The 15,327-nt window shown below is 66.9% G+C and carries 16 protein-coding genes and 1 tRNA gene; 15 read left to right on the top strand and 2 right to left on the bottom strand.

Annotated features, from left to right (window positions below):
* Position 1: 1 nt before the first annotated feature.
* The 5 genes from CEG14_RS17570 (at position 2) to CEG14_RS17550 (ending at position 3,195) form a co-directional block, all read left to right on the top strand.
* The gene (locus CEG14_RS17570) at positions 2 to 346 is read left to right on the top strand and encodes an integration host factor subunit alpha (RefSeq protein WP_094827715.1); all 345 of its coding nucleotides are present in this window, start codon (positions 2 to 4) and stop codon (positions 344 to 346) included.
* 57 nt (positions 347 to 403) lie between these two features.
* A complete protein-coding gene (locus CEG14_RS17565; RefSeq protein ID WP_094827714.1) occupies positions 404 to 817 on the top strand; it encodes a MerR family transcriptional regulator in 414 nt (137 codons plus the stop codon).
* Between the two features lie 438 nt (positions 818 to 1,255).
* A tRNA-Pro gene (locus CEG14_RS17560) sits at positions 1,256 to 1,332 on the top strand.
* A gap of 315 nt (positions 1,333 to 1,647) precedes the next feature.
* The gene (locus CEG14_RS17555) at positions 1,648 to 2,394 is read left to right on the top strand and encodes a lysozyme inhibitor LprI family protein (protein WP_256985820.1); all 747 of its coding nucleotides are present in this window, start codon (positions 1,648 to 1,650) and stop codon (positions 2,392 to 2,394) included.
* 288 nt (positions 2,395 to 2,682) lie between these two features.
* Positions 2,683 to 3,195, top strand: a complete 513-nt coding sequence (locus CEG14_RS17550; RefSeq protein WP_094827712.1) for a DUF6622 family protein — start codon at positions 2,683 to 2,685, stop codon at positions 3,193 to 3,195.
* A 99-nt stretch (positions 3,196 to 3,294) separates the two neighbouring features.
* Here the strand turns inward: CEG14_RS17550 and CEG14_RS17545 are convergent, their stop codons facing one another.
* Positions 3,295 to 3,522, bottom strand: coding sequence for a hypothetical protein (locus CEG14_RS17545; protein ID WP_094827711.1), 228 nt, complete (start codon positions 3,520 to 3,522; stop codon positions 3,295 to 3,297).
* Positions 3,523 to 3,965: 443 nt separating this feature from the next.
* Between CEG14_RS17545 and CEG14_RS17540 the strand changes: the two genes are divergently transcribed.
* Entirely contained in the window at positions 3,966 to 6,074 is a 2,109-nt protein-coding gene (locus tag CEG14_RS17540) for a TonB-dependent receptor (protein WP_256985819.1), read from the top strand.
* An 84-nt stretch (positions 6,075 to 6,158) separates the two neighbouring features.
* Here CEG14_RS17540 and CEG14_RS17535 read toward each other — a convergent pair whose 3' ends face one another.
* The gene (locus tag CEG14_RS17535) at positions 6,159 to 6,392 is read right to left on the bottom strand and encodes a hypothetical protein (protein ID WP_094827710.1); all 234 of its coding nucleotides are present in this window, start codon (positions 6,390 to 6,392) and stop codon (positions 6,159 to 6,161) included.
* A 292-nt stretch (positions 6,393 to 6,684) separates the two neighbouring features.
* On the opposite strand from CEG14_RS17535, the gene CEG14_RS17530 reads away from it, so the two are divergent.
* From CEG14_RS17530 to CEG14_RS17490, 9 genes are all read left to right on the top strand, one after another.
* Positions 6,685 to 7,749 (top strand): Bug family tripartite tricarboxylate transporter substrate binding protein, encoded by a 1,065-nt coding sequence (locus CEG14_RS17530; RefSeq protein WP_373454207.1) that lies wholly within the window; start codon positions 6,685 to 6,687, stop codon positions 7,747 to 7,749.
* A gap of 313 nt (positions 7,750 to 8,062) precedes the next feature.
* Complete coding sequence (locus CEG14_RS17525) at positions 8,063 to 10,366, top strand: catecholate siderophore receptor Fiu (RefSeq protein WP_094827708.1); 2,304 nt, start codon at positions 8,063 to 8,065, stop codon at positions 10,364 to 10,366.
* 45 nt (positions 10,367 to 10,411) lie between these two features.
* A complete protein-coding gene (locus tag CEG14_RS17520) occupies positions 10,412 to 11,089 on the top strand; it encodes a Fe2+-dependent dioxygenase (RefSeq protein WP_094827707.1) in 678 nt (225 codons plus the stop codon).
* A 216-nt stretch (positions 11,090 to 11,305) separates the two neighbouring features.
* A complete protein-coding gene (gene sorA / locus CEG14_RS17515; protein ID WP_094827706.1) occupies positions 11,306 to 12,541 on the top strand; it encodes a SorA family sulfite dehydrogenase catalytic subunit in 1,236 nt (411 codons plus the stop codon).
* 10 nt (positions 12,542 to 12,551) lie between these two features.
* Positions 12,552 to 12,878 (top strand): sulfite:cytochrome C oxidoreductase subunit B, encoded by a 327-nt coding sequence (locus tag CEG14_RS17510; protein WP_094827705.1) that lies wholly within the window; start codon positions 12,552 to 12,554, stop codon positions 12,876 to 12,878.
* Positions 12,879 to 12,984: 106 nt separating this feature from the next.
* Entirely contained in the window at positions 12,985 to 13,200 is a 216-nt protein-coding gene (locus CEG14_RS17505; RefSeq protein WP_094827704.1) for a hypothetical protein, read from the top strand.
* Between the two features lie 264 nt (positions 13,201 to 13,464).
* On the top strand, positions 13,465 to 14,118 hold the full coding sequence (gene nfsB / locus CEG14_RS17500) for an oxygen-insensitive NAD(P)H nitroreductase (protein ID WP_094827703.1): 654 nt from the start codon (positions 13,465 to 13,467) through the stop codon (positions 14,116 to 14,118).
* A 79-nt stretch (positions 14,119 to 14,197) separates the two neighbouring features.
* On the top strand, positions 14,198 to 14,497 hold the full coding sequence (locus CEG14_RS17495; protein WP_094827702.1) for a putative quinol monooxygenase: 300 nt from the start codon (positions 14,198 to 14,200) through the stop codon (positions 14,495 to 14,497).
* A gap of 106 nt (positions 14,498 to 14,603) precedes the next feature.
* Entirely contained in the window at positions 14,604 to 15,206 is a 603-nt protein-coding gene (locus CEG14_RS17490; protein WP_094827701.1) for a hypothetical protein, read from the top strand.
* Positions 15,207 to 15,327 lie beyond the last annotated feature (121 nt).

Genomic DNA, 15,327 nt, shown 5'->3' with positions numbered 1-15,327 from the left:
CATGGGAAACGCTATGCTTGCCGAGCAGCGCACGCTCACCAAGGCTGAACTGGCCGAACTGCTCTTCGAGCGGGTCGGCCTGAACAAACGCGAAGCCAAGGACATCGTCGATACCTTCTTCGAAGAGATCCGCGAAGCCCTGGCCCGCGGCGATGCCGTCAAACTCTCGGGCTTCGGCAACTTCCAGGTGCGCGACAAGCCGCCGCGCCCTGGCCGCAACCCCAAGACGGGCGAGACCATCCCCATCGCGGCACGCCGCGTGGTGACGTTCCATGCCAGCCAGAAACTCAAAAGCGTGGTCGAGCGCAGCCCCGCGACCGACCCCCTCGACAGCTCCGCGGAGTGATACGCTTTGTCGGCATTTGTTATCGGCCCACGAAGCGATGCGACATAAAATCCACCTATGACTCGACCCGAATCCACTGTCACGCTACCGCCCATTCCCGCCAAGCGCTACTTCACCATCGGTGAGGTGAGCGACCTGTGCGGAGTCAAGCCCCACGTCCTGCGGTACTGGGAACAGGAATTCACGCAGCTCAAGCCGGTCAAGCGCCGCGGCAATCGCCGCTACTACCAGCATCACGAAGTGCTGCTGATCCGTCGCATCCGCTCGCTGCTGTACGAACAAGGCTTCACCATCAGCGGCGCGCGCAATCGTCTCGGCGATGCCCGCGACGTGCCGCACGATGCCGACGCCGCGGTGCGCCTGAGCGCCACCGAGATCCAGTCTCTGCGCAACGAGCTGCACGACATCTCGGCATCGCTGGGCAACGCGCTCGGCGCGGCGGCCAAGCCCGCCAACACGCAGGCCGCCTGATCGCGGCATCGCGCGCAGGCACACCAAGGCACCTTCGGGTGCCTTTTGTTTTGCGCGCCCGGAATCGCGCATCATGAGCGGGGCAGGGCGGTGTCCTGCCCGCTGCGCGACGCTAAGCAGGGCAGCCGCGGCCGCGCGCAAACACGCTGTCGTCATGCGCATGAAAAAAATCTGCCTTCGCGCCGCACGACGATTTTTTCTGAGGTAGAATTCCGGCCCGGTTGTCGTTCAGACGCGCGGTGCGAAAAACAGGCCAGTCCTGCCATCCGCCGCAAGATCCAGATAATCGAATACGGCATGCGAACGGCATGTGCGAGGTCCCCCAAGATCGCGCTTGCGCCGCCCGCCATCCAAGCCGCCATGTTTTTTGCATGGCACGCAAAGATAAGTGTCCGGATTCGTGCAGACAGGATTTAGTTCTGATATACTTTCGGTCTTCGGGGCGTAGCGCAGCCTGGTAGCGCACTTGCATGGGGTGCAAGGGGTCGCGAGTTCGAATCCCGCCGTCCCGACCAAAAAGAAAGGCCGTCAGTGAGAAATCACTGACGGCCTTTGTCGTTTCCGGCGCCGCATCTTCGCGAGCCGCCAGAGCTCCGCCTCAGGTGCGCTGAGCAGCTCGGCCAACGTGGTGACATGGACGCCGCCAGGCTCATTCCCGTCGACGCCGCACTTCTCGCATCTCACGCCGAACGCGTGACGCGCCACGTGTGCGAAAGTGCCTTCAGCGGCAGCCGCTGCCAGCTGCATCGGCGGCCGGCCCATTCGGTTGCTAAGCAAACCGTCGTCAGTTTAAATTCGATAATCGAAAAGCCACTTGAGAAGACAGGACCATGACCCAGCCGAATGCAAAATGCCCACCCGCTTACGTATCGAAGATAGGGCGTGCATTTGCGATGAAGCTGCTTTTTACGCTGGGCCTTGCAACGCTATGGACGTGCGCCCAGGCCGCCAGTTTTGATTGCACCAAGGCCGCGAGCGCGACGGAGAAGTTGATCTGCGGCGATGCCGAGACCTCCGCGCTGGATGGCAAATTGCAGGGCGCCTACGAGGCCGCACTCGCCGCGACGGATGCCCATGGCAAGAGCGCATTGGCCAAGGAACAGCGCAACTGGATCAAGTATGCGCGGGGCATGTGTCAAGACACCGCCTGCCTGCAGCGCGCATACACATCCCGCATCGCCGTGCTGGCGCGCAATGAGAAGAATATTGTCAATGGCGAGGCTTACTCGGACTGCAAGCTGCCGGGCAAGCAAACCGCCAATGGCGAATGCGTCAACGTCGTGCCGATTCGCGATCCCAACGCCCGTGTGGAGTCGTTCAACCAATCGTTGGAACATCAGAAACAAAGCGGCCGCATCATCGCTTGCAGCCGGCTGATTGACCTGCCCGTGGGCGTTGCCGGAGGCAATCACAGTTTTGGCGGGTCCTGCGTATTGCAGGAGGGTGCGCAGCGCAAGACCGTACGGATTTGCAACGACGATATGTTCGGCCATTTCCAGGTAGAGCCGTCCACGCCCCAGGACGACGCCGACAAACGCCTGGTCGATTTCACTTACGCGCAGTGCTATGGCGGTTGACCCGCTCCGAGCCAGTCTGCACAGTCCGTCGAGAGCCTGCTGAGCATTCACGACCTGGCGCCCGGAAACGGTTCGGCTTGGCGGCGGACCACGCTGCCTCATGGGTTGCCTTGCGCGGCAACCGCTTTTGAGCGGCGAATAAGTCACGTAGACATCGCGTCCCCACCGGCATTTCCAACGTGAAGCGAGACGGCGTGAGAACGCGGTAGACGGGTCCGTTTTTATCGAGGAGGCCGCGACGCCCGGGTTTGTATCCCTACACTCGGCTTTTCGAAAGCGGAGGGCGGCATGCAAGCAGAGGTATTTCGGCACACCCCGGCATGGGTGTGGGTCCTGCTACTTTTCCTGATCTACCGCGGCATTGCGGCGCTGTGGCCTCGCCGGACCTCGGTGAAGCAAACGCTGTTGTTGCCCGTGATATTCCTCTTGCTCGGGCTTTCGTCGATTCACACGGCACTCAACGGCGAGCTGTACGCATATCTGGCGTTTTGCGGCTTTCTGGTGGCTGGCGTGATTGCGGGATGGCTCATCGTGCCGCCACGGCTCGTCGCCACTTATGACCGGTCCAGCCGGAAGGTCTTGCGACCCGGCTCGGCGCTTACGCTCATCCTGCTCGTGCTGGCCTTTGCGTCCAAGTTCATCCTGTCGGCCGTGGTCGCGCGCAATCCCGCATTCGCCGCCGATGCGTCGTTCGTGCTGACCTTCGGCGGGGTTTCGGGCTTCGTCAGCGGCCTGTTCTGGGGCGTCGTGCTGCGTCAATTGTGGCCCGTGCGAAACGACATACTGTCGGGGCGCGACTAGCGATCGTGAGGTCGGCTCGACGCGCGTGCGTCGATGCCGGCCGCAGCCCTGGCGCAGGTCAGAATGGATCGCCGGCGGTCTCGCCGACCGGTCTGGCGGCTAGGGCGTGTGCTTCATGGCCCATAGCCATACGGGCATCGCATCGGGGCCGGCGTCTTCGAGATGCCTGGTGCTGGTATAGGCCCGGCACCTCGTGCGGAGTTCTTCTTCGGTGATGCCGTGGAGATCCGCCACCATGCCCGCCGTCGAGATGCCGCCCAGCTGGACGACGCATTCAACGTAGTACATCCCGTCTTCGGCGCTGTGGGCATCATTTTTCAGGGCCATTCGCGCTCCTATCAATTGCTGTGACACCAGTCCAGCCTACGCGGATCTCCGATCGCGGCATTGATGGAGCGCAAACGCAGCCGGCTTTCTCCCTGAATCCCGCCTTGGGCCGGCGCCGTTCTCGTCGAGTCGACCGCGCCGTGCTCCTGGCTGCCCACGACCTGTGCCGGCACGCCGCGACGCGCGGTGATTGCTCGCGCGCGGCGCGCCTGCGAATCGCCATCCGCGTGACGCCCCGTCTCAAAGTCAGTGAATCGGTCTTAGTTTGCTGTGCGGATCGACGTTGTCGTCACAGGTATCAGACCAATCGCACTGCCGCACGCATCGCTCCCCAAATAGGATTCTCAATCGATTCTTATTCTTGTTTGGGAGGGCGCGTTTTGTCTTTCTTCATGCAATCACGTTCGCGAGTCCGAGGTCGGGCGTCCGCGCTGGGGTGGGCGTTGTCGGCGCTGCTGGCTGTGCAGACCGCCGATGCGGCAGCCGCCGATCCCGTCGCCACGCTGCGCCCGGTCACCGTGATCGGTATATCGGGCGGGCAGGAGCTTGCCCCCGCCTATGCGGGCGGCGCCGTGGCCAGCGGCGCGCGGCTGGGCGCCCTCGGAAACCAATCGCTCATGGACACGCCCTTCAATGTCGTCAGCTACACGGCCGAGCTGCTGCGCAACCAGCAGGCGCGCACGCTGGCGGACGTCATGGCCAACGATCCCGGCGTGAGATTCACCACCTCCAATGGCCACCCCTACGAGAACTTTCGTCTGCGCGGCTTCGATCTGAACCAGAACGACGTGGCGATCGAAGGGATGTACGGGCTCGCGCCGATGGGGCGCGTTCCCACCGAGTTCATCGAGCGTGTCGAGGTGCTCAAAGGCCCCAGCGCGCTGTTCAGCGGCATGGCGCCCAGCGGCGCGGTGGGCGGGACGATCAACCTGGTGCCCGAGCGCGCCGGCGACCTGCCGGAGGCCCGGGTCGGCATGAACTGGCAATCCGACGGCCAGTTGGGGACCTCCGTCGACATGGGGCGGCGATTCGGCGAGGGGGGCGCGTGGGGCGCGCGCATCAACGGATCGTTTTCGGATGGCGCCGGCACACTGGACGGCCAGCGCAAGAAGCGTGAATGGCTGTCCGCCGCAATCGATTATCGCAATGCCGACCTGCGCGCCTCCGTCGATCTTTATCACAGCCAGGAGTCGTTCAAGGGCGGCACGCCGGCCATGTATTGGTTCGGCGCCGCGGCCGTGCCCGAAGCGCCCGATCCCCGCACCAACCTGTTCGGTTCCGGCTACGGCTCGATCCAGAGCAATGCCATCATCGGCCGCGTCGAGTATCGGCTCGACGATGCCACGACCGCGTTCGGCGCGATCGGCAAGCGGGATAGCCGCCAGCTGGGTCTCATCAACGGCACCCATGCCCGCAGGATCGATGCGCGGGGCAACTTCACCGGCATGACCGTCCCGCAGCGCGCCCGCGAAGACGCGACGTCCGCCGAGCTGGGCGTTCGCACCCGGTTCATGACCGGTGGCGTGGGGCACGAGCTCGTCGTTCAAGGGTCGCGGCTCGACACCGAAGACGCCATGGCAAGGGGCAGGGCATCGACGTTCAGGTCGAACATCCATACCCCGACGCGAACCGTGGTGCTTGCGCCGCCCGCCAGCGCGCCCAAGACCGGCGAGAGCGTGCTCACCAGCGTTGCGCTCATCGACACGGTCTCGATGCTGGGCGACAGCCTGAGGCTGACCGCCGGGGTGCGCCATCAGAACGTGCGAACCCGCAGTTTCAAACCATCGGGCCGCGGCGATTCCTACGACGAGAGCGCGCTGACGCCGGCGCTGGCCGTCGTCGTGAAACCGTGGGGAGGCGATGTGTCGCTGTACGCGAACTATGTGCAGGGCCTGCGGCAGGGCGGCAGGGTCACGGACCTTGCCGCCACGAACTACGGCGCCGTCTTCGCGCCCTACAAAACCGTGCAGCGGGAGGTGGGCGGCAAATGGGATGCGGGCACCTTCACGAACACGCTGGCCTACTTCGATATCAGCTCGCCCACGATGATCGTCGAAGGCACCGCCGCCGCGCCGAGTTATTCCGACAAGGGCGAGAAGCACATGCGCGGCCTCGAATGGAATGCGTTCGGCGAGCTCGGCACCACCCTGCGCGTGCTGGGTGGCCTGGCCTACACGCGCGGCACGCAGACCCGGACCTCCTTCGGCCGGTACGACGGCAAGTCCACCGTCGGCACGCCGCGCTGGCAAGCCAACATGGGGCTGGAGTGGGACACGCCATGGATTCGCGGCCTGACCCTGAGCGGCCGCGTGCAGCTGACCTCGAAGCAATATGTCGATGCCGCCAATCGGCTCACGATCCCGGGGTGGGGGCAGCTGGATCTCGGCGCGCGCTACGCCGTGGCGGTGGCGGGGCGGGACGTCGTGCTGCGCCTGAACGTCAACAACGTATTTGACCGGCACTATTACGCCGGGATCTTCAGCGACTCCACGCCGATCGCGACGCTGGGCCTCGCCCGCACCATCACGGCGTCGGTGGAAACGCGATTCTGAAAAGTACGGCGGCCGTGCGAGGTGCCCGAGGGTCGGTGTGGGGCCGGCCCGAGGGGGCTTCGCGCAGCGCCTGCAACGAAGCGCTCAGGGCCAGATGAGCTTGGCGATGACCGCGCCCGCGGCGAATGTCGACGTGAGCCCCGCGGTGATGACCACGAAGGGATACCAGGTGCGCTCGCGCGTCATCTTCGCGACTTCGGCGTGCAGCTTCATGTCTTCGGCGTGCAGCTTCAGACCTTCGGCGTGCAGCTTCAAGCTTTCGGCGACGAGCTTCGATATCTCGGCCTCGATCTTTGCAATGTCCAAGGCTTTCTCCATGTCTCGCTCCGGGAGCGTGCGGTACGTGCAGTGTGCCGCACGCGAAGGCCCGGAAGCCCGTCGAGTATGCCCCGATGTCACGCGTCAAAGTCCGGATCCGGCCGCCATTCGGACCACGGCAAACGCACGGCATGGCGACGCGCGGGCAATCGCGACGCATGACACGATGCGTGACGACCGGGCATGGCCTGCAGTAGAGTGCTCGAGCCGGGGAGGGCGACGCCGCATGAGCGGATTTCGGACCAAACCCCGCAGAACAAGTCTTATAAAAATCCTGGTGGAGACCATTGCAATGTCGAATCAACGCAAACCCTTGTCGCGTGTCATGGGTTGCCTTCCCGGGCAGCGCTCGCTGCCGCAGGCTGACGGGCGAGCGACCCGGCGGGCCACCGCAACCGCCGCTGCGCTCGCTGCCGCACTGGCTGCCGGACTGGCCCCGCACGGCGCGAGCGCGCAGCAGGCCTATCCCGCCAAGCCGGTGCATTTCATCGTGCCGTACTCGGCCGGCGGCACGACCGACCTGGTGGCGCGCGCGGTGGGCGCGCACATGGCGCAGACGCTGGGCCAGCCGGTGGTGGTGGAGAATCGCGGCGGCGCGGGCGGCAACATCGGCATGGACGCGGTGGCGAAGGCGGCGCCCGACGGCTACACGGTGGGCATGGGCGCGATTTCCACCAACGCGCTCAACCCGCACATCTACAAGAAGATGGCGTTCGATCCGCGCAGCGATTTCACCGCGATCGGCCTGCTCGGCAATTCCACCATCGTGCTGGAGGTCAACCCCGCGCTACCGGTCAAGAGCGTGGCGGAGCTGATCGAGTATGCAAAGCAGCATCCCGGCCTGCCGTATGCCACCGCCGGCGCGGGCACGTCGATGCACCTGGCGGGCGTGCTGTTCGGCCAGATGAGCGACACCACGCTCACGCACGTGCCGTACAAGGGCAGCGCGGCGCTGCTGACCGACGTGATCGGCAACCAGGTCTCGGTGGCGTTCGACAACCTGCCGGCGTCGCTGCCGCATATCCAGTCGGGCAAGCTGCGGGCGCTGGCCGTGGCCGGTGAGCAGCGCTCGCCGGTCCTGCCCGACGTGCCCACGCTGAGCGAGGCCGGGCTCAAGGGTTACGCGGTCGAACCGTGGTTTGGCGTGTATGGCCCGGCCGGCATGCCCGCGCCGGTGGTGCAGCGTCTGGAAGCGGCGCTGCAGCAGGCGCTGGGCGATCCGGCCGTGAAGGAAAAGCTGATCGCCGCCGGGTTCTCGCCGCGCGCCTCCAGCGCCGCGGACTTCGCCGCGCTCACGGCGCGCGAATACGAGCGCCTGGGCGGCGTCGCGCGCGCCGCGAAGATGTCGGCCGATTGACGGCCGATCGAGGGCCGAGCCCTGCGCCGTAGTGCAACGTGGCCCGCCCCAGGCGGGCCACGCTGTTTGCGCCACGCGCGGGGACGAGGCCGCTCGGGCTTCAGTCCTATCTCGGCACGCGCTGCCGCAATATCGCTCGCGATTCACCTATCCTCGCGGTGCACCGGCAAAACGTAATAATTCTCGTTGTCGTTGCCGCGGCAGCCATGCTGACGCAGCCGGGGCAGCGGGGCGGTGGATGATGACGCCGCCTCATCGGGGGAGCGGCGCGGTGACGAGACGCCGACGCGCTCCGACTCCAAGAGGCGCGTAAATGTCCTATATCAAGAACCGAAAGACGGATCCCGTTCGTTCAGGCGATGCCCGACCGTTGCGAGGCGGCGCGGCCGTCTCGATGCTGGCAACCGCGATGCTGGGCACGGCCGTGCAGGCGCAGGATGTGCCGGCCGACGTCCACACGCTGGCGCCCGTCAGGGTGATCGGCGGCCAGGCCAGCCCCTACAAGGCGCAGCGGCTCGAGTCACCGAAGTTCACCCAGCCGCTGGTCGACACCACGCAGACCGTCCAGGTGATCACCGACACCCTGATCCAGGATCAGCAGGCGGAGACGCTCAGCGATGCGGTCGGCAACGTGGCGGGCGCGGGCACTTTCTTTGCCGGCGAGAACGGCAGCACGTCCATGGGCGACGATATCCTCCTGCGCGGCTTCAATACCTCGAACAGCATTTTCGTCGATGGCATCCGCGACAGCGGGACCGTGCATCGCGATACGTTCACCACCCAGCAGGTGGAGGTCATCAAGGGTCCGTCAGGGTCGGACTACGGGCGAGGCGCGCCCAGCGGCTCCATCAATGTGGTGAGCAAGCAGCCCAGGCTGGAGGACAGCTTCGACGCCACCTTGGGGATCGGCAGCGCCCGGCGCAAGCGGTCGACGCTCGACTGGAATCGCCGCATCGGCGAGACCTCGGCCGTGCGCGTGAACCTGATGGGCCTGGACGCGGGCAAGCCCGGGCGCGACCGCGTCGAGGAGCGGCGCTGGGGCGTCGCGGCCGCGCTGGGATGGGGACTGGGCACCGATACGCGCGTCTACCTCGACGTGCTGCACGTCAAGCAGGACAACCGGCCCGATGGCGGCGTGGTGACGGTGGGCCTGCCGGGTTACCGCGCCCCGGGCAGGGCGCTGCGGTTTCTCGACGAGGAAGCGCCCGCGCCCAGCACGAACTTCTATGGGCTGGCTTCCGACAGGGACCGGTCCACGACGGATCGGCTGACGCTGCGCCTGGAGCACGCGATCGGCGCCGATGCCACGGTGCGCAACATCACGCGCTGGTCGCGCACGCAACAGGATTACGTGGTGAGTTCCTTCATGGCGGGCGTGCGCAACCTCGTCATCGATCCGGATTCGGACCGCCCGTCGTGGACGATGACACGCATGTTCAATCAGAAGGACCTCGTCAACCGCCTGCTCTCCAACCAGACCAACCTCACGGCGCGGATATCGACGGGCGCGCTCGTGCATGACCTGAGCGCGGGGGTCGAGTTCACGCGCGAACGGCAGGTCAGCTATGGCAGGACGACGCCGAACCCCATCCCGGTCAGCGTGTACCAGCCGGACAGCAGCCCCCATGTGCCGCGCGGGACGCGCACGGGCGCGGACGGGCGCGGCACCACGGACACCTACGCCCTCTACGCGTTCGATACCATCACCCTGTCGCCCGCGTGGCAGATCAACGGGGGCGTGCGGCTGGATCGTTATCGCACCGCCTATCGCAGCGCCATGGGGTGCGGCGGCACGGGCCGAGGGGCGGTCGCGTGCCACGGCCTGCGGACCGGCACGCCGGTCACCAACGTCGACGAGCGCATCTCGGGCACGCTGCTGAACTGGAAGCTGGGCGCCATGTATCGCCTCACCCCGGTGGGCAACGTCTATGCGAATTTCGCGGTGTCGCAGCAGCCGCCGGGCGGCGCGAATTTCCAGCTGGCGCACGCCGGCAACAGTGCCAATCGAACGGACTTCGCGCCACAGAAAGCGCAGACGGTCGAACTGGGAACCAAATGGGACGTGCTCGAGCGCCGCTTGCTGCTGACGGCAGCCGTGTTTCGAACGCGCGTCTTCAATGAGGTCGTGGCGGAGTCCGACGGCACCTACAGCCAGAATGGGGAGAAGCGCGTCCAGGGCCTGGAGCTGAGCGCCAGCGGCAATCTCACCGACGACTGGTCGGTGAACGCCGGCTTCACGGTGCAGGACGCGACGGTGGACAAGGGTCCGGCCGTCGCGAACGATGGATCCCGCAACATCGGCTACACCCCGCGCCATGCCTTCTCGGGCTGGACGCAGTATCGCCTGCCGCACGGCTTTCGCATCGGCGCCGGCGTGCGGTATGTGGGCACGCGTGAGCGCGGGCGCGACGGCGCGATCGGCACGCCGGATTATGCCCGGGCCTACTGGGTGTTCGACGCAATGGCCGGCTACGCGGTCAGCAAGCACCTGGACTTCCAGCTCAACGTCTACAACCTGTTCGACACGGCATACGTGGCCTCGATCAACAAGAGCGGCTACCGGTACTTCCCGGGTGCGCCGCGCTCGTTCCTGCTGACCGCCAAACTTCGCTATTGATGGCTCTTGCTGGCGGCCGGGGCCGCCAGCCCTCTCGGGATCGGCATGATTCATCTCCAAAACATACTGAGCGCCGATGAGGTCGCGCGGATGCGTGCGCGGCTCGACGCGGCGCGGTGGGTGGACGGTCGGGTCAGCGCCGGCAGCCAGGGCGCGGCGGTCAAACGCAATCGCCAGCTGCCCGACGGGTCGGCGGAGGCGGCCGAACTGGGGGCGGCCATCCTGCGCGCCCTGGCCCGCCATCCCACCTACTTCGCGGCGGCGTTGCCGCTGCGGACGGTGCCACCGCAGTTCAATCGCTACGCGTGCACGGAGACGTATGGATTTCACGTCGATGGCGCGGTGCGCAGCCAGTCGGCGTCGCCGGGGTGGCTGCGCACCGACCTGTCCGCCACGCTGTTCTTGAGCGATCCCGAACAGTACGACGGCGGCGAGCTGGTGGTGCAGGACACCTATGGCGAGCATCTGGTGAAGCTGCCGGCGGGCGACATGGTGCTGTACCGGGCCGACAGCTTGCACTGCGTCACGCCCGTGACCCGCGGCGAGCGCGTGGCCGCCTTCTTCTGGATTCAGAGCATGGTGCGCGAGCATGACCGGCGCCAGATCCTGTTCGACCTCGACCGTGCGATCCAGGCCCTGCGCGCGCGCCACGGCGAGAGCGAGCAGACCTTGGCGCTGAGCCAGTGTTATCACAATCTGCTGCGCGAATGGGCCGAGATATAGGGGCTGTTCAGGCAAGCGGCTGCGGAACTCACGGGCGGTCGGGTTCGATGCCTGACGGATACGTCATCGTCCTAGTCCGGCCGCGCCCGTCCGCGCGGGGCGCTGTCGATTCGGATGCAGTCTCGGGCCGGGTGTCTTGAGTTCGGGCCGGGTGCGGCCTAGCGTGCTCGTCTTCGTGCGCGGACGTGCCGCGCATGGGCCGATGAGGAAACACCTATGAGCTCGAACGACATGGAGCGGCGGCGCCGCTTTCTGCGGCAGGCGCTTGCGCTCGGCGCGGCCGGCGGTCTCGGTGGCCACGGGCTGGCGGCGCTCGCGGCGCCGGCCACGACCACGCTGCCCTTTGCCAACGGCGAGCGCGAGCTGGTCGCGTATCCGCAGAAGCGCCCGCTGATCCGCCTGACCGCCCGGCCGCCGCAGCTGGAAACCCCGTTCGCGGTGTTCGACGAGGGGCTGCTCACGCCCAACGACGCGTTCTTCGTGCGCTATCACCTGGGCGGCGTGCCGACCGCAATCGATCCTGACCGCTACCGCCTGCGCGTGCGCGGCCACGTCGCGCGTCCGCTCGAATTGTCGCTGGCCGAGCTGAAGCAGGAGTTCGGCGCCGCGGTCGAGCTCGTGGCGGTCACCCAGTGCTCGGGTAACAGCCGGGGCTTCTTCGAGCCGCGCGTGGCGGGCGGGCAGCTCGCCAATGGCGCCATGGGCAATGCGCGCTGGCGCGGCGTGCCGCTCAGTCGTGTGCTGGCACGCGCGGGCGTCCGGGCGGGCGCCCGCCAGATTACGTTCGAGGGGCTGGACCGGCCGGTGCTGCCGGGCACCCCCGAATTCGTCAAGGCGCTGGACGTGGCGCACGCGCTCGATGGCGAGGTGATGCTGGCTTATGCCATGAACGGCGCCGACCTCCCCATGCTCAACGGCTACCCCTTGCGGCTCGTGGTGCCGGGCCATTACGGCACCTACTGGGTCAAGCATCTGGCCGACATCGTCGTGCGGGACACGCCCTTCGAGGGATTCTGGATGGCCAAGGCCTATCGCGTGCCCGACAACGCCTGCCAGTGTTCCCTGCCTGGCCAGGCGCCGGACAGCACCCGGCCGATCGGCCGCTACAACGTGCGCAGCTTCATTACCAGCCTGGCCGACGGCGACACGCTGGCGGTCGGCCGCGCGGTGCCGGTGCGCGGCATCGCGTTCGACGGCGGCCACGGCATCCGCGAGGTGCGGCTCTCCGTGGATGGGGGCAAGCGCTGGCTCGGCACCACGCTGGGCGAAGACCTGGGCGGCTATTCGTTTCGCGAGTGGCGCGCCACCTTCATGCCGACCCGGGCCGGCATCCATACGCTGAAGGTGCGCGCGATCAGCAACGCCGGCGAGATCCAGCCGCTGACGCCCTCATGGAACAGCGCCGGTTATCTGCGCAACGTGGTCGAGACCGTACGCGTCATCGCGAGCTGAGGAGGCTGCCATGCGATTCTCTTTGCGCAGGGCCGGTATCGTGCTCGCGCTGCTGCTGCCGGTGGCGTCGGCCGGCGCGCTGGAAATCCAGTTGCCCACCGAGACGGCCATGCTGAGGCCCGCGGCGACAGGCGCGGACGCCGCGGCGCCGTGCATGATGTGCCATTCGGTGGACTATCTCTCCACCCAGCCGCCCATGCTGCCCGGATTCTGGCAGGCGGAGGTGAGGAAGATGGTGGATGCCTACGGCGCGCCCCTGTCCGCCGAGCAGTTGCCGGGCATCGTGGAATATCTCGATGCCGCCTATCCGCCCGCCGTGCCCGAACCCGTGCGGTGAGGCGCGCCGCAACAATCGATAACCACGCCGGCGCCGCAAAACGTGGTTTGCCCCTTGTCCGCTTGATATAAATAGGTCTGGCGCAAATTCAGTGGAGGCGGGTGGCATGCTGGTTCAAACCTTGGTTCGGTGCGGTGCGATGTTGGCGTTTGGCGCGGTCCTGGCGGGCTGCGGCGGGCCGGGCGGCAGCCGCTTGTTCAATGAATGCACCTGGAATCGCAGCGGTTGCATGTATGAGGGCAGCTACGAGCAGGGCGAGGAGCAGTATGCCGAGGAAGAGGCGCGGCGGCTGAACAAGCAGCAGCAGCGGCGCATGCCCTGACGCGACGCGGGGCCGCGGCGTCCGGCTGATCGAGCGGGGCGGCAGGCGGCGTGCATGAATCCAGGAATGGCCGGGGGGCGGTGCGCTGACCCCCGGCCATTTCGCTTGCGGGCTCGGGCGCCGGACAAGCGCATTATCAATTGCGCGGCGAGACTGTTTCTTGGGCGCTCCCGTTTATCGGGCCGGACGCCGCGCGGATACTGGGCTTCTTGCGCCGTGGCAGTCGATCGCGGCGCGCCTCCTGGCCCTCTTCGGACCCCGCACATGAACATCGCCGAACTCGCGCAAAAGCGCTACACCACCAAATCCTTCGATCCGGCCCGCAAGCTCAGCGCCGAGCACGTGGCGCAGATCGAGGCGCTGCTGCACTACAGCCCGTCATCCACCAATGTCCAGCCCTGGCATTTCTTCATTGCAGGCACCGAAGAGGGCAGGGCGGCGGTCGCGCGGGGGGCCAGCGGCTTCTACGCCTTCAACGAGCCCAAGATCCGCAACGCCTCGCACGTGGTGGTGTTCTGCACCCGGGCGGCGATCGACGACGCCTATCTCGAGCAGTTGCTCGACCAGGAGCAGCGCGACGCGCGCTTCGCCAGCGCCGAGGCACGCGCCGGGCAGCAGCGCGGCAGGGCCCACTTCGTCAATGCGCATCGCTACGCACTGCGCGACGCCACCCACTGGATGGAGAAGCAGGTCTATCTGGCGGTGGGCACGCTGCTGCTCGGGGCGGCCGCCCTCGGCATCGATGCCTGCCCGATGGAAGGGTTCGATGCCGACGCGCTCGACCAGGCGCTGGGGCTGCGCGAGCGCGGGCTGGTCGGATCGGTGATCGTCTCGCTGGGCTATCACAGCCCGGAAGACTTCAACGCGCACCTGCCGAAGTCGCGCCTGCCGCTCGATCAGATCCTCACGCGTCTCTGACCCGCCGTTCTTCTTCCATGCCGACCGCCGGGCCGTTGCCCGGCGCGTCGTTTCGGCCTTGACGGCCAGGAGTCACATCATGACCTCATCTCTCGTCAGCAAGATCGCGGTGCTCAAGGCCCGGCCGGGCCAGGGCGAAGCGCTCAAGCAGGCCCTGTTGCCGCTCGTGCGCGATACGCGCGCCGAGCCCGGCAATCTCGAATACGTGTTGCTGCGGGACACCGTGAATACCGACGACTTCTACGTGCGCGAGGTGTTCCAGGATGACGCGGCCTTCGCGGCCCATGGCAACGCCGCGCATTTTCAGCGGTTTCTCGCGCTGAGCGGGCCCCTGATGCAGGGGCCCATCACGCTGATCGACGTGGCCGTCATCGCGTGACGGCCAGGGCGTTCCTGGGGCGTTGGTCCTGAAAGCGGGGCGGCGTGCGTGGGACGGCACGCGGGCCGATATCGTTCGCACCTTCTGTCTTCGGAGCGCGAACGAAATGGCCGGATTTCTCTATGGCGTCAAGCGGGCACTGTTCAGATTTTCACCCCGCTGGGCGGCGCGCCTGGGCGTGGCGTTCGTGCTGGATACGCCGGGCCGGGCCTTTCTCGAAACCGGGATCTTCGACTACATCAACCGGCGCGCCCAGCCCGGCGCGCGCTGTCTGCTGGTTGGCGTCGACCGACACAATTGGCACTACGCGCGCCTGCTGCGTCCCGAGCTGCACACCCTCGACGGGATGCCGGCGCGCGCCGTCTACGGCGTGCCGGGCCGTCATCGCGTGGGCTCGGTGCTGCGGATGGCGCGCTACTACGCGCCGCACGCCTTCGACTTCGTCATCATCGACCGCGTCCTGGGCCAGGGCGTGAATTCGCCGGAGGAGGCCGCGCACATGCTGCGCCAGGCCTGCGAGGTGATGAAACCCGGCGGGGTGCTGGTGCTGGGCTACCAGGACACGCCGCGGCGTGCGCCTGTTCCGGTCGAGCTGGGCGAGGGCTTCGAGGCGGTGGTGCCGGCCATCGACGGCGTCAATGCGCCCTGGCATCGCGTCGACGATGCCTGTCCGCACGTCTATCTGTTTGCGCGCAAGCGCCACGTCTGAGCCGCCGGCGCGTCGCGGCGCGGGCGGCGATTCACCGCCGGGTGGCGAGCCCGCGCGTTCTCGCGCAAAATGATCGGCTTCTTCCCTCGCCGCGCCTGCGCCCATGCCGCTGTTCCTGCCG

The organism is Bordetella genomosp. 1 (genome assembly GCF_002261335.1).
Taxonomy (GTDB): domain Bacteria; phylum Pseudomonadota; class Gammaproteobacteria; order Burkholderiales; family Burkholderiaceae_B; genus Bordetella.
Note: the sequence above shows the minus strand (reverse complement) of the source record. Positions and strands in the feature narration are given on the sequence as shown.

Excerpts from the sequence above, each read along its gene's own strand:
- CEG14_RS17570 (WP_094827715.1), top strand. The coding sequence starts at position 2 with ATGGGAAACGCTATGCTTGCCGAGCAGCGCACGCTCACCAAGGCTGAA.
- nfsB (WP_094827703.1), top strand. The coding sequence starts at position 13,465 with ATGAACATCGCCGAACTCGCGCAAAAGCGCTACACCACCAAATCCTTC.
- CEG14_RS17495 (WP_094827702.1), top strand. The coding sequence starts at position 14,198 with ATGACCTCATCTCTCGTCAGCAAGATCGCGGTGCTCAAGGCCCGGCCG.
- CEG14_RS17530 (WP_373454207.1), top strand. The coding sequence starts at position 6,685 with ATGTCGAATCAACGCAAACCCTTGTCGCGTGTCATGGGTTGCCTTCCC.
- CEG14_RS17510 (WP_094827705.1), top strand. The coding sequence starts at position 12,552 with ATGCGATTCTCTTTGCGCAGGGCCGGTATCGTGCTCGCGCTGCTGCTG.
- CEG14_RS17535 (WP_094827710.1), bottom strand. The coding sequence starts at position 6,392 with ATGGAGAAAGCCTTGGACATTGCAAAGATCGAGGCCGAGATATCGAAG.
- CEG14_RS17550 (WP_094827712.1), top strand. The coding sequence starts at position 2,683 with ATGCAAGCAGAGGTATTTCGGCACACCCCGGCATGGGTGTGGGTCCTG.
- sorA (WP_094827706.1), top strand. The coding sequence starts at position 11,306 with ATGAGCTCGAACGACATGGAGCGGCGGCGCCGCTTTCTGCGGCAGGCG.
- CEG14_RS17565 (WP_094827714.1), top strand. The coding sequence starts at position 404 with ATGACTCGACCCGAATCCACTGTCACGCTACCGCCCATTCCCGCCAAG.
- CEG14_RS17490 (WP_094827701.1), top strand. The coding sequence starts at position 14,604 with ATGGCCGGATTTCTCTATGGCGTCAAGCGGGCACTGTTCAGATTTTCA.
- CEG14_RS17555 (WP_256985820.1), top strand. The coding sequence starts at position 1,648 with ATGACCCAGCCGAATGCAAAATGCCCACCCGCTTACGTATCGAAGATA.
- CEG14_RS17505 (WP_094827704.1), top strand. The coding sequence starts at position 12,985 with ATGCTGGTTCAAACCTTGGTTCGGTGCGGTGCGATGTTGGCGTTTGGC.
- CEG14_RS17520 (WP_094827707.1), top strand. The coding sequence starts at position 10,412 with ATGATTCATCTCCAAAACATACTGAGCGCCGATGAGGTCGCGCGGATG.
- CEG14_RS17525 (WP_094827708.1), top strand. The coding sequence starts at position 8,063 with ATGTCCTATATCAAGAACCGAAAGACGGATCCCGTTCGTTCAGGCGAT.
- CEG14_RS17545 (WP_094827711.1), bottom strand. The coding sequence starts at position 3,522 with ATGGCCCTGAAAAATGATGCCCACAGCGCCGAAGACGGGATGTACTAC.